The following is a 13,503-nucleotide window of genomic DNA, read 5'->3' on the forward strand; positions in this document are numbered from 1 at the left end:
CTGTAAAGAGGTGACAGGAATGAGGCTTAGTGAGCTTAGCGGTAAAGAAATTGTCGATGTGAAAAGGGCAGAACGTTTAGGCATTCTCGGTCAGACGGATTTGGAAATATCAGAAAGCGGTCAAATTGTTGCACTGATTATCCCTTCGGTTAAATGGTTCGGTTTTCGAAAAAACGGAAATGAAATTAGAGTCCCTTGGAAACATATAAAAAAAATCGGAAGCGATATGATTATTATTGATATACCTGAAAATCAATACGAACAGGATTAACATGATGAACGGCCCAAATGGAAGATCATTTTCCATTTGGGCCATTTTTTTATGACAAATGTGTAATACCCGAATCTTAAAATCTAAATAAACAAAACGTGTCCTTATTCACATAACAGGCTCCCGATTCATACTATGTGAAGGTAAAAAAACGATTCAGAGGCTTATTTCTCATAGAAGAAGGTGAAGTTTGAATGCTTACAGGCATGCAAATTGCAGTAATAGGCGGAGATGCAAGACAGCTTGAAGTCATTAGAAAATTAACAGAACAAGACGCAAAGCTTTGGCTAATTGGCTTTGAGCAGCTTGATCACGCCTTTTCTGGTGCAGTGAAAGAGAAAATGGAGGATGTTGACTTTTCTGAGATAGATGCCATTATTTTGCCTGTTCCAGGTACCAATTTAAAAGGCGAGGTAGAAACGATTTTTTCTAATGAAATTGTATTCATAACAGAGGAACTACTTGCTAAAACTCCGCCTAATTGCACCATTTATTCTGGGATCAGCAATGCTTATTTAAATGGAATTACTAAAAAGACAAATCGTAAGCTAATCCAATTATTCGAAAGGGACGATGTAGCCATCTATAATTCCATACCGACAGTAGAAGGGACCATTATGATGGCGATTCAACATACGGATTTTACCATTCATGGATCAAAAGTTGTTGTTCTTGGTCTTGGTAGAGTGGGGATGAGCGTAGCCCGGACTTTTAAAGCGCTCGGAGCCAAAGTAAAAGTCGGAGCACGCAGGAGTGAGCATATGGCTCGTATTACTGAAATGGCTTTACACCCATTTCATTTAGACCAACTGAAAGATGAAATAAAGGATGCGGATATTTGTATTAACACGATACCGGTTGAAGTGGTCACAGCAAGTGTAATTGCCCAAATGCCATCCCATACTTTAATCATAGATTTAGCATCAAAACCGGGAGGAACCGATTTTAGATATGCAGAAAAAAGGGGAATCAAAGCTCTTTTAGCTCCTGGTCTACCAGGTATTGTTGCTCCAAAAACTGCAGGAAAAATTCTTGCAAATGTTCTCTCACAGCTTTTGACCGACGAATTGAATAAAAGAAAGGGGAAAACAACATGAGTTTAAAGGGGAAAAGAATTGGTTTTGGATTAACCGGCTCCCATTGCACATACGACATCGTATTTCCAGAAATTGAAAAATTGGTGAATGAAGGGGCAGAGGTAATCCCAATCGTCACCTTTACTGTGAAAAACACAGAAACTCGGTTCGGTAATGGAGAGGATTGGGTAAAGAGAATTGAAAAGCTGACAGGACATCATGTCATCGATACAATTGTGAAGGCGGAGCCTCTAGGTCCAAAGCTACCGCTAGATTGTATGGTCATCGCACCGCTTACAGGAAACAGCATGAGTAAGCTAGCAAATGCATTGACAGACTCACCTGTCTTGATGGCAGCGAAAGCAACGATGAGAAATCATCGACCAGTAGTATTGGGAATCTCAACAAACGATGCACTGGGACTTAATGGAGTAAATTTAATGAGGTTAATGGCAGCAAAAGATATCTATTTTATTCCTTATGGTCAAGATGATCCGCATAAGAAACCGAATTCAATGGTCGCACGTATGTCTTTATTGAAGGATACCATTCTTTTTGCTATTAAAGGAGAACAAATCCAGCCTGTTATCGTCGAGAAATTCAGGGACGGAGAATAACCGAAAGGATACTATCTGATTGTTTAGAAAAAATGTTGTTCTTTTCACAATTTAATATGATAAAATAAGTGATATTAACTTTAGAAATCATTATGAAAACGATTGTTTTAGAAGAGGGGTAGGAATGATGGAAGAGAGAAAAGGTCTTAACGTAGCAGTAGTTGGAGCAACGGGTGCGGTTGGACAACAAATGATTCAAACGTTGGAAAAAAGAGAATTGCCGATTAAAAAATTGACTCTTTTATCTTCTGCTCGTTCAGCAGGAACAAAGATTACGTTTAAAGGTGAAGAAGTGGTTGTACAAGAAGCTAAGCCTGAAAGCTTCGAAGGCATCGATATTGCGTTATTCAGTGCAGGTGGTAGTGTCTCAAAAGTGCTTGCGCCTGAAGCCGCAAAAAGAGGAGCAATCGTAATTGATAATACGAGTGCTTTCCGCATGGATGAAAATGTTCCGTTAGTCGTACCAGAAGTAAATGAAGAAGATTTGAAAAAACATAATGGTATCATTGCAAATCCAAATTGTTCTACAATACAGATGGTTGTTGCTCTAGAGCCAATTAGAAAAGCATTTGGTTTGAAAAAAGTACTCGTCTCTACTTACCAAGCCGTATCAGGAGCAGGTGCAGCTGCGATCAATGAATTAAAAGATCAATCTCAGGCTATTTTAAATGGTGAAGAATTTACGCCTGAGGTTTTACCAGTGAAAGCTGATAACAAACATTATCAAATTGCATTTAATGCCATTCCTCAAATTGATAAGTTCCAGGACAATGGCTTCACATATGAAGAAATGAAAATGATCAATGAAACGAAAAAAATTATGCATATGCCGGAGCTTAAAGTTGCGGCAACATGTGTGAGAATACCAGTGGTAACAGGTCACTCTGAGTCTGTATATATAGAAATAGAACAGGACGGAGTGACTGTTGCGGACGTAAAAGAATTATTGTCACGTGCTCCAGGTGTTGTGCTGGAGGATCAACCGGAAGAGCAGCTTTATCCAATGCCAGCAAATTGTGTAGGCAAAAATGATGTATTTGTCGGAAGAATTCGGAAAGATTTGGATGAGGATAAAGGTTTCCATATGTGGATTGTTTCTGATAATCTTTTAAAAGGAGCAGCATGGAACTCTGTTCAAATTGCTGAAAGCTTACTAAAGCTAGGACTGGTTACATTAAAATAATAAAAGATTAAACGGAAGGGGTGACCAATAGTGTCAGGCAAACAAACACACTTTTCATGTGGTTTTCTATGCTTGGTACAAAAGTTGGTCTCCCCCTTCATTTGAGGAGTATGTTAAACATGAAAATTATCGTACAGAAATTTGGAGGAACTTCTGTTCGTGATGAAGAAAGTAGATCTCACGCAAAACGGCACATAAAGAGAGCTATTGAAGAAGGCTATAAGGTTGTTGTCGTCGTTTCTGCAATGGGCCGTAAGGGAGATCCTTATGCAACTGACACTCTCTTATCTTTGATTAATGGATCAGAAACGAAGGTAACAAAAAGAGAACAGGATTTATTGCTTTCTGTCGGTGAGACAATCTCTTCTGTCGTTTTTTCTAATATGCTTTTGGAAAATGGCATAAAAGCAACCGCATTTACGGGAGCTCAAGCAGGTTTTCGAACGAATTCAGACCATACGAATGCAAAAATTATAGAAATGAAATGTGATCGTATCTTAAGAGAGTTAGAAAACTATGATGTAATTGTTGTTGCTGGATTTCAAGGAGCGGCACGAAACGGAGATATTACTACGATTGGGCGTGGAGGAAGTGACACCTCAGCTGCAGCTTTAGGTGCAGCATTAAATGCAGAATGGGTAGATATTTTTACCGATGTGGAAGGTATTATGACAGCTGACCCTCGCATTGCTCAAAATGCCCGACCATTATCAGTGGTCACATACAATGAGGTTTGTAATATGGCTTATCAAGGAGCTAAGGTCATTCATCCACGAGCAGTAGAAATCGCTATGCAGGCAAAGATCCCAATTCGCATTCGTTCCACCTATTCAGATGGATTGGGAACTTTGGTTACATCACTGAATAAAGAAAATAAAGGCACAGATATTAGGGAACGTCTTGTAACGGGAATTGCACACGTCTCCAAAATTACTCAAATAAAAGTCAATGCCAAAAAGGGTCAATATGACCTTCAAGCAGAAGTTTTTAAAGCGATGGCTAATGCATCGATTAGTGTTGACTTTATCAACATCTCACCAAATGGTGTAGTCTATACTGTTACAGAAGAAATGACGGAAAGAGCCATTGAAGTACTCCATGAAATCGGTCATGAACCCGAAGTACAGAGAAACTGTGCCAAAGTATCAGTAGTTGGGGCTGGTATTACAGGGGTGCCGGGTGTTACGGCCAAAATTGTTACAGCCTTATCAGAAAAAGGCATTTCGATTTTGCAGTCTGCTGATAGCCATACTACAATATGGGTTCTCGTTAAAGAAAAGGATTTAGTCAATGCTGTAAATGCTCTTCATGATGCTTTTGAATTGCATGAAGAAGTGCCGGGCTTACAGTACTAGAGAGTAGAAATCGTTTCAAACGGTAAAGGAGTGTTTTTTTATGGTAGATTTCGGAAGAGTTTCAACAGCAATGGTGACACCGTTCGATAGTAAAGGGAACATTGATTTTGCTAAAACCACCCAACTGGTTAATTATTTGATTGAAAATGGCACAGATTCATTGGTAGTAGCTGGAACAACAGGTGAATCTCCTACACTTTCTACTGAAGAAAAGTTGGCATTATTCAAGCATGTGGTCAAGGTAGTCGATAAAAGAGTTCCAGTTATCGCTGGAACAGGGAGCAATAACACCTATGCAAGCATTGAACTGACAAAGAAAGCAGAGCAAGCTGGTGTAGATGCGATTATGCTTGTAGTTCCATATTACAATAAGCCGAATCAAGAAGGACTGTATCAGCACTTTAAGGCGGTAGCAGAAGCTACTTCTCTACCTGTCATGCTATACAATATTCCTGGGCGTTCTGTTGCAAACATGCTCCCTGAAACCATCATTAAGCTTTCACAAATCCCTAATATCGTAGCAGTAAAAGAAGCAAGCGGCGATTTAAATGCTGTAACCAATATTATTGCCAATACGCCGGAGGATTTTGCTCTTTATAGCGGTGATGATAGCTTAACGCTCCCAATGATGTCCGTTGGAGCAGCAGGAATCGTGTCGGTTTCATCGCACATCATTGGCAATGAAATGCAAGAAATGATCGCCAAGTTTTTAAACGGAGACATTAGTGGAGCTGCAAGCCTACACCGTAAGCTTGCCCCAATTATGCAAGGACTATTTATGGCTCCTAGCCCAGTGCCTGTTAAAACAGCACTGCAAATGAAGGGATTAGATGTCGGGTCTGTAAGACTCCCACTTGTTCCATTAACTGAAGAAGAACGAAACAAATTAAGCAAAATCCTTTAATGCGAGCGTTTGCGGGGAGTCTGAGGGTTGCACTACTAAAGGTGCAACCTTTTTATTTTGCTGATCAAAGTACTACTAATGATCCTGTATTGGCTGAAGAACCATGTTTAGGTTGAATCATATCCGGTTAGCAACAAGCCTCTTTTTAGCTTCTTTATGGTTGTCAGTTATTTTTAACTTACTGTATAATAAAAATAATTTGATTCGTTCGGCCAATATTTTATAGGAGGAAACGTAATAGTGAATAAGAAAAAGAGTCAAAACATCAAGATTATTTCCCTCGGGGGTCAAGGAGAACTCGGAAAAAATATGTATGTTGCGGAGGTTGACGGAAAACTTTTTGTCCTCGATGCTGGTCTCATGTTTCCAGAAGAGGAAATGCTCGGAATAGATATCGTTATACCCGACATAACATATTTGATTGAAAACAAGGATTCTATACAAGGAATCTTTTTATCTCATGGGCATGAGGATCATATTGGAGCCTTATCATATGTGTTGAAGTATCTCGATGTACCTGTGTACGGAACGACCTTAACACTTGAATTGGCAAAAGCTAAATTAAAAGAAGATGGCTTTAATGGAGAAATTGAATTCTTTGAAGTGGATTCACAGACTGTCCTTCATTTTGACGACGTAGAAGTTAGCTTTTTTAGGACAAACCATAGTATCCCTGATTCTGTAGGAATCTGTATACATACTTCTGAAGGAGCCATTGTCTACACTGGTGATTTTAAGTTTGATCAGTCAGCTACAGAGCTTTATCAGCCTGAAATTGGGAAAATGGCGTCAATTGGTGAAAGAGGTGTTCTTTGCCTTCTGTCTGACAGCACTGGAGCTGAAAAACCAGGATACACGACTTCGGAAGCTATTGTTGCTAGAGAAATGACAAACGTTTTTAACAGTGCCAAGGGTAGGATTATTGTTGCTTGCTTTGCGTCTAGCATTAATCACATACAGCACGTGTTCAATGCGGCTTACGATAGTAATCGGAAAGTGGCAGTTGTCGGAAAAAGACTTAAAAGTGTCTTTGATATCACATTGAAACTTGGATATTTACGCGTACATAAAGAAACTATTATTCCAATTTCCGATATCGGAAATTATCCGGATGATGAAATCGTCGTCCTCGCAACTGGCGGTCAGGGTGAACCGATCGCTGCACTTCAAAAGATGGCGAAGAAGACACATAAACAAATCAATATCAATGAAGGTGATACTGTAATCATTGCGGCTTCTCCAGTCCGTGGTAGTGAATTAATTCTATATAGAACCATTGATTTATTATTCCGGGCTGGTGCCAATGTGGTAACGAAGCGTACTGTATATGTTCCAGGTCATGGCAGTCAAGAAGAGTTGAAAATGATGCTTAACTTAATGAAGCCGAAATTTTTTATGCCAGTACATGGTGAATATCGAATGTTGAAAGCCCACGCTAAATTGGCTCACGAACACGGCTTGTCCTATGATCAAATCTGCATAGCCGAAAAAGGAGAAGTTGTTGAACTTAAAGGGAAAAAGCTTCGTCCAACTGGCAAAGTACCTGCTGGCAATATTCTTATTGATGGAAGTGGTGTGGGGGATGTTGGAAACATCGTACTACGTGATCGCCGCCTTCTTTCTCAAGATGGAATATTAATCGTAGTTGTTACTTTGAATAAACAGGATAAATCCATTGCTGCTGGACCTGAAATTATTTCACGCGGTTTTGTGTATGTAAGAGAATCTGAAAAGCTGATGGAGGATTCTGTTGCACTTGTAAAAGGAGCAGTCGAGAAAAATACAAAGAGCTCTTCCTTTGATTGGTCTATGTTAAAACAGGATATTAGAGACTCATTAAATCACTATTTATTTGAAAAAACGAAAAGAAGACCGATGATTTTACCAATTATTATGGAGATTTAATTATTGTAAAATGGGGCTGTCTAAAAAGTCCCTAAAATGAAGCAAGTGGAGAAAAACGATCTTTTTTTCTCCACTTGCTTTTGTGTTATTTGGATTTTTCTTTGAAAGTAGCTGGCGGATGCCTGCTACTATAACCAGACTGATTCTTTTTATTTTGGTATTTTTTAAACGTAACCTTTCAGGCTCCAGAAAGTCAGGAAAACTGACTTTCTGGACAATCCCTTTTTTCTTTCGTAATGAAACAGATTTGCTGGTAGGGTAGAATGAAGAAAGCTTTTGCGTCCATACTAAAGATACATGATTCTTAAAGGGGGATTTAGTGTGGATGAGCTTAGATTTCAACAAGGTGAAGAAAAGCAAGAAGAAAAAGGTTCAAACTTAATTGACAAAATCCAACAGATGGGTCAGACAAACGTTCCACAAATGTCTCAGGATTCGAAAATTCATTGTTTAACCATTGTTGGTCAAATTGAAGGTCATATGCAATTGCCGCCTCAAAATAAAACAACAAAGTATGAACATGTGATACCTCAAATTGTAGCAATCGAACAGAATCCAAAAATTGAAGGCTTGCTTGTCATACTTAATACGGTAGGTGGTGATGTTGAAGCGGGTCTTGCCATATCTGAAATGCTTGCTTCTTTATCCAAGCCGACTGTTTCCATAGTCCTTGGAGGAGGTCACTCCATCGGGGTACCGATTGCAGTAAGCTGTGATTATTCTTTCATTGCTGAAACTGCGACTATGACAATTCATCCTATTCGTTTAACAGGACTGGTTATCGGTGTTCCTCAAACATTTGAATACTTAGACAAAATGCAGGATCGGGTGATTAATTTTGTAACAAAACATTCCAATATTACGGAAGAAACATTCAAGGAGCTAATGTTTGCAAAAGGAAATCTTACCCGTGACATTGGAACGAATGTGGTTGGAAGTGATGCAGTAAAGTATGGATTGATCGATGAAGTGGGTGGCATTGGTCAAGCCATGCAAAAGCTTAACAGCTTAATTGATGCTAAAAAGGCTGATTTACCACCGGAAAATAAAGGAGCTATGCTGCAATGATCTTATATACTACGGTCCCAAATGAATGGATCTTCCCTGTTAACCAAGAGCAGTTCAATAATCTTATTCAAATTAATTATCAAGGGATACCGGTGATGGCACAAAAAACAAGTGATAACAAGCTGATCATTACAAAAGTTTTAAGTACCAACCCGAATGATTATTTACACGATTCCATAATACCGGGAACATGTATTACCCTCTCACATCCACAAATTAATCCGTAAGAAAATCGTTATGACCAGAATATTATGGTATAATATCTTTAAATTGGTCAGGTTGCCTATCATTGTGGTGACCTGGACTTTTACAGCCTAGCAGCCGATTTTTGGCTGCTTTATTGTTTCAAAAAAAAAAAGAACACCTTGATAGATAAAAGGGTTGGGTGAGAAAATGGCCAAAAGGAAAAGAAGGCGTTCAAAAAATAAAGGGAACATAAAAAACACGTTAAAATTTGAGCTGGTTGGACTTACGCTGTTCGGTCTATCAGCGATTGCGATGGCAAAGCTTGGTGCAGTGGGTAAGTCACTAGCTTTGGTATCACGATTTTTTATGGGTGAATGGTATATCATTTTATTAATTGGACTTTTGTTCCTAAGTATTTTTCTGATGTGGAAAAGAAGAGTTCCATTTTTCTTTAAGAGACAGTTGGTTGGCCTGTATTTTATCATTGGCAGTCTTTTACTCCTTAGTCATGTCACATTATTTACTTTGCTATCCGAAGGAGGACCATTTAATAAGCCAAGTGTCATCACAAATACTTGGGAATTGTTTTGGATGGAGGTTAATGGAAAACAAACCTCTTCTCATGACCTTGGTGGAGGTATGATTGGGGCATTGTTATTTGCTGCATCTTATTTTTTATTTGACGCAGCTGGTTCAAAGATTGCAGCTATCATTTCTATGATCATAGGCTTTATTCTCTTAACAGGTAAAACGATTGGAGATGTATTGGGCAAAATGCTATCCTTTATGGGTAGATTTTTAGCAAGTCAATGGCAAGCCTTTCGAACGGATATGAACGAATGGAAAGTAGCTCGCCAAAAGAAGAAAGAAAGAAGAGAGCAGAAAAAAACGGAGAGACAAAAGACTGAGACACAAATGACTTTAGAAAAAGCGGAACCTATTGAACAGGAATTTGTAAAACCTACCATTATTTCTAATTTTAGTGAAAAAACACTAACTGAATCGAAAGAACATTCCGTTGAACATGGTATAGAACCCGGTAACAATTTATCGGAGCACGAACCAAGTACAGATGAGGATGATTCGGTATTAACTGTCTCCATTAATCAACCGGAAATGGAGAATCTTGACTATCAACTTCCTCCGCTTTCGTTGTTAAAAATACCAAAGAAAATTGACCAAAGCGGTGAATACGAGCTTATACATAGTAATGCTGCCAAGTTGGAAAAGACTTTTAACAGCTTCGGAGTGAAAGCACGTGTTACCCAAGTACATTTAGGTCCAGCAGTAACAAAATATGAAGTACATCCAGATGTGGGTGTAAAAGTAAGTAAAATTGTTAGTCTCTCCGATGATTTAGCGCTTGCCCTAGCAGCGAAAGATATTCGAATAGAAGCGCCAATCCCGGGTAAATCTGCCATTGGGATAGAGGTGCCTAATTCGGAAATTGCGATGGTGTCTTTGCGTGAAGTTTTAGAAGCAAAAGAATATAATAATCCAGATTCAAAACTGCAAATAGCTCTCGGACGGGATATTTATGGTGAAGCGGTGCTGGCTGAGTTGAATAAAATGCCCCATCTGCTTGTAGCTGGTGCAACAGGAAGCGGAAAATCTGTATGTATTAACGGAATTATCACAAGTATTCTAATGAAAGCCAAGCCTCATGAAGTGAAGTTGATGATGATTGACCCAAAGATGGTTGAGCTGAACGTATATAATGGAATCCCACACTTACTAGCACCTGTTGTTACGGATGCGAAAAAGGCTTCACAGGCTTTGAAAAAAGTCGTAAGTGAAATGGAAAGAAGATATGAATTGTTTTCGCATACGGGAACTCGAAATATAGAAGGATATAACGACTATATTAAGCGCCACAATTTAGTTGAAGAAGCGAAACAGCCATATTTACCATATATTGTAGTGATTGTGGACGAGCTTGCTGACTTGATGATGGTTGCTTCTTCTGACGTGGAAGACTCCATTACTCGACTTGCTCAAATGGCAAGGGCTGCCGGCATCCATTTGATTATTGCCACCCAAAGACCGTCAGTAGATGTCATTACCGGTATCATAAAAGCGAATATTCCATCCCGAATTGCATTTAGCGTATCTTCCATGACAGATTCAAGAACGATTTTGGATATGGGTGGAGCAGAAAAACTCTTGGGACGTGGAGATATGTTATTCCTACCGGTAGGAGCGTCTAAGCCAATCAGGGTTCAAGGAGCGTTCCTTTCAGATGAAGAGGTTGAGGAAGTTGTTAATTTCGTCATTTCCCAGCAAAAAGCACAATATCAAGAAGAAATGATTCCAGATGATGTTCCGGAAGCTACAACTGAAGTGGACGATGATTTGTATGAAGAAGCGGTTCAGATGGTTATTGAAATGCAAACAGCCTCTGTTTCTATGCTGCAGAGAAGATTCAGAATTGGCTATTCCCGTGCGGCTAGATTGATTGATGAAATGGAGGCCCGTGGAATTGTCGGTCCATATGAAGGCAGTAAACCGAGAAGCGTGCTCGTGTCAAAAGAGATTCAAAATGAGGATTTACAAAGCTCATAATCGTTGAACAAATACAGCCTAGGAGACATATCCTAGGTTTTATTTTATTTGAAGGGGTGAAATATCAAGATTTTTATTGTGGAGTAAGGTATATTGAAATAATTTTGATCAGCCCTCATCTATTATAACGAATGAAGTTGCAACAGTATAAAAATTAGAAAAAATTTTTTTGCTTTGATAAGTTAATGTTTTGCTGAATAAAAGAATATTTTAGTGAAAAAACAAAAAATGATAAAAATAAAATAAATTCTTTCTAGTACTATTTATTTCTACAAAAAAAAATGATACATTTAATGTGATTAGTAGAATGATAGAACATCAGAAGTCTGATGTCTGAAAAGTATTACATTTTGGGGGTTTCAGCATGTCAATTAAACAAGACAATCGTCACTTATATCTTCAAGTGATTGACAAAATCAAACAAGATATAGAAGGAGGGATTTATGGAGAAAGAGAAAAGCTTCCTTCTGAGTTTGAATTGGCAAAGCAGCTTGGAGTCAGCCGTGCTACATTACGTGAGGCACTTAGGATTCTTGAAGAAGAAAACGTGATCATACGCAGGCACGGAGTAGGGACTTTTGTGAGTGCGAAACCGTTGTTCACTTCTGGAATTGAACAGCTAAATAGTGTGACGAACATGATTAAACTGGCAGGTATGAAACCGGGTACGATTTTTCTTAACACTTTTACTTCATTTCCAACAGAAGAAGATATTAAAAAGTTTGGCTGTAAAGAGGAAGAAGAGCTCATGGTGATGGAGCGGGTAAGGACTGCAAACGAGGAGCCGGTTGTGTATTGTCTTGATAAAATTCTTAAAAAGAATTTGCCACCTAATTTCTCTTATAAGGAAGAGTCTATTTTTGAAGTATTAGAGAGTCATTCTTCCATTAAGGTTACATATGCGGTGGCACAGATTGAACCAATTGGCTACCATGAAAAGATTTCTCCTATTTTAGAATGTGATCCTGAAACCGCTTTACTCGTTTTGAAACAAATGCACTATGATGAAGAAGATCGCCCGATATTATACTCGATTAATTATTTCAAGGCAGATAAGTTCAGCTTTCATGTCGTGAGAAAAAGAGTATAATGCCCCAAAATATTCGTTTCTACTAATCAACAACATCATTTAGGAGGTTTTACCTTTGAAAAAGCGTAAATTTGGTTTGGCGCTGTCTCTCGTATTAGCTGCAGGTACCATCCTGGGAGCTTGTGGTAAGGCTGAAAAAGAAGAAACAAAAGGCAAGGAAGAAGATTCATTTTCTGTTGGAATGGTAACAGATATTGGTGGTGTCGACGACAAATCATTTAACCAATCTGCTTGGGAAGGACTCACTGAATTCGGCAAAGAGCACGGATTAGAAAAAGGTAAGGGTATCGATTATCTTCAATCAAAAAGTGATTCAGATTATACTCCAAACTTAAATACATTAGTAAGAAAAGATTTTGACCTTATTTTTGGTATCGGATATCTTCTTGCCGAGCCTGTGGCAGAAGTTGCTGATCAAAGAAAAAATGCCAAGTTTGCAATTGTTGACTCTGTTGTAGAAAAAGATAACGTAGCAAGCATCACATTTAAAGAGCATGAAGGTTCTTTCCTGGTAGGGGTTGTTGCAGGTCTTACTACAAAATCAAATAAAATTGGCTTTGTTGGTGGAGTCGATGGATTTTTAATTAACAAGTTTGAAGCTGGATTTATTGCAGGAGTTAAATCTGTAAATCCTAAAGCAGAAGTTAAAGTCCAGTATGCAGGTAGCTTCGGTGATGCTCCAAAAGGTAAAGAAATAGCTAACTCCATGTATGCTCAAGGCATCGACATTATTTACCATGCTTCTGGTGGAACAGGAAACGGCGTTTTCACTGCAGCCAAAGATTTGAAGAAAAAAGATCCGAACAGCTACGTATGGGTAATTGGTGTTGACCGTGACCAAAGTGATGAAGGTAAAATCGACGATCAAACAAACGTAACATTAACTTCAATGGTTAAACGTGTTGATATTGCTGTAAAAGACTTAGCAAACAAAACAAAAGAAGGCAACTTCCCGGGTGGAGAAATTATCGAATACGGTCTTGAACAGGACGCAGTTTCTATTGCTCCAACTCAAGATAATGTTTCGGAAGAAGCTTTGAAAGCGGTTGAAGAGTGGAAGCAAAAAATTCTAAAAGGTGAAATCAAGGTTCCTTCAACACGTGAAGAATTAAAAGCAATGAAGTTCTAAATATATGAATATAGAAGGAATATCACTTTTATAGTGGCTATTCCTTCTATTTTTGCAGATTTGTTCATACAATAAGGTTTTTGCTTTTTTGAAAGGTCAAAGAAATTAAATGAAAGGTTGTAAATACCTTTATAATTTTTCATTTAATTTTTTAATC

12 protein-coding genes are annotated in these 13,503 nt (G+C 38.5%); all 12 read left to right on the forward strand.

Features of this window, described 5'->3' with window-relative positions; translation table 11 throughout:
• Positions 1-19: 19 nt before the first annotated feature.
• The 12 genes from GD441_RS03615 (at position 20) to GD441_RS03670 (ending at position 13,346) form a co-directional block, all read left to right on the forward strand.
• Entirely contained in the window at positions 20-271 is a 252-nt protein-coding gene (locus GD441_RS03615) for a YlmC/YmxH family sporulation protein (RefSeq protein WP_153123795.1), read from the forward strand.
• Between the two features lie 194 nt (positions 272-465).
• Positions 466-1,368 (forward strand): dipicolinic acid synthetase subunit A, encoded by a 903-nt coding sequence (gene dpaA, locus GD441_RS03620; protein WP_153123798.1) that lies wholly within the window; start codon positions 466-468, stop codon positions 1,366-1,368.
• Positions 1,365-1,964, forward strand: coding sequence for a dipicolinate synthase subunit B (dpaB, locus tag GD441_RS03625; RefSeq protein WP_153123800.1), 600 nt, complete (start codon positions 1,365-1,367; stop codon positions 1,962-1,964). The genes dpaA and dpaB overlap by 4 nt, the downstream gene beginning before the upstream one ends.
• Before the next feature lie 127 nt (positions 1,965-2,091).
• Entirely contained in the window at positions 2,092-3,147 is a 1,056-nt protein-coding gene (asd, locus tag GD441_RS03630; RefSeq protein ID WP_153123802.1) for an aspartate-semialdehyde dehydrogenase, read from the forward strand.
• 119 nt (positions 3,148-3,266) lie between these two features.
• Positions 3,267-4,502, forward strand: coding sequence for an aspartate kinase (dapG, locus tag GD441_RS03635; RefSeq protein WP_153123804.1), 1,236 nt, complete (start codon positions 3,267-3,269; stop codon positions 4,500-4,502).
• Positions 4,503-4,542: 40 nt separating this feature from the next.
• Entirely contained in the window at positions 4,543-5,406 is an 864-nt protein-coding gene (dapA, locus tag GD441_RS03640; RefSeq protein ID WP_153123806.1) for a 4-hydroxy-tetrahydrodipicolinate synthase, read from the forward strand.
• 240 nt (positions 5,407-5,646) lie between these two features.
• Positions 5,647-7,311, forward strand: a complete 1,665-nt coding sequence (locus GD441_RS03645) for a ribonuclease J (RefSeq protein ID WP_153123808.1) — start codon at positions 5,647-5,649, stop codon at positions 7,309-7,311.
• A 297-nt stretch (positions 7,312-7,608) separates the two neighbouring features.
• Positions 7,609-8,379: a ClpP family protease gene (locus GD441_RS03650; protein WP_153123810.1), complete on the forward strand. Its 771-nt coding sequence runs from the start codon at positions 7,609-7,611 to the stop codon at positions 8,377-8,379.
• The gene (locus tag GD441_RS03655; protein WP_153123812.1) at positions 8,376-8,606 is read left to right on the forward strand and encodes a YlzJ-like family protein; all 231 of its coding nucleotides are present in this window, start codon (positions 8,376-8,378) and stop codon (positions 8,604-8,606) included. Before GD441_RS03650 ends, GD441_RS03655 begins: the two co-directional genes overlap by 4 nt.
• Positions 8,607-8,772: 166 nt before the next feature.
• The gene (locus GD441_RS03660; RefSeq protein WP_153123814.1) at positions 8,773-11,127 is read left to right on the forward strand and encodes a DNA translocase FtsK; all 2,355 of its coding nucleotides are present in this window, start codon (positions 8,773-8,775) and stop codon (positions 11,125-11,127) included.
• A 364-nt stretch (positions 11,128-11,491) separates the two neighbouring features.
• Complete coding sequence (locus GD441_RS03665) at positions 11,492-12,217, forward strand: GntR family transcriptional regulator (RefSeq protein ID WP_153123816.1); 726 nt, start codon at positions 11,492-11,494, stop codon at positions 12,215-12,217.
• Between the two features lie 55 nt (positions 12,218-12,272).
• Positions 12,273-13,346, forward strand: a complete 1,074-nt coding sequence (locus GD441_RS03670) for a BMP family lipoprotein (protein WP_153123819.1) — start codon at positions 12,273-12,275, stop codon at positions 13,344-13,346.
• Positions 13,347-13,503 lie beyond the last annotated feature (157 nt).

The organism is Peribacillus tepidiphilus (assembly GCF_009466385.1).
GTDB lineage: Bacteria > Bacillota > Bacilli > Bacillales > DSM-1321 > Bacillus_BN > Bacillus_BN tepidiphilus.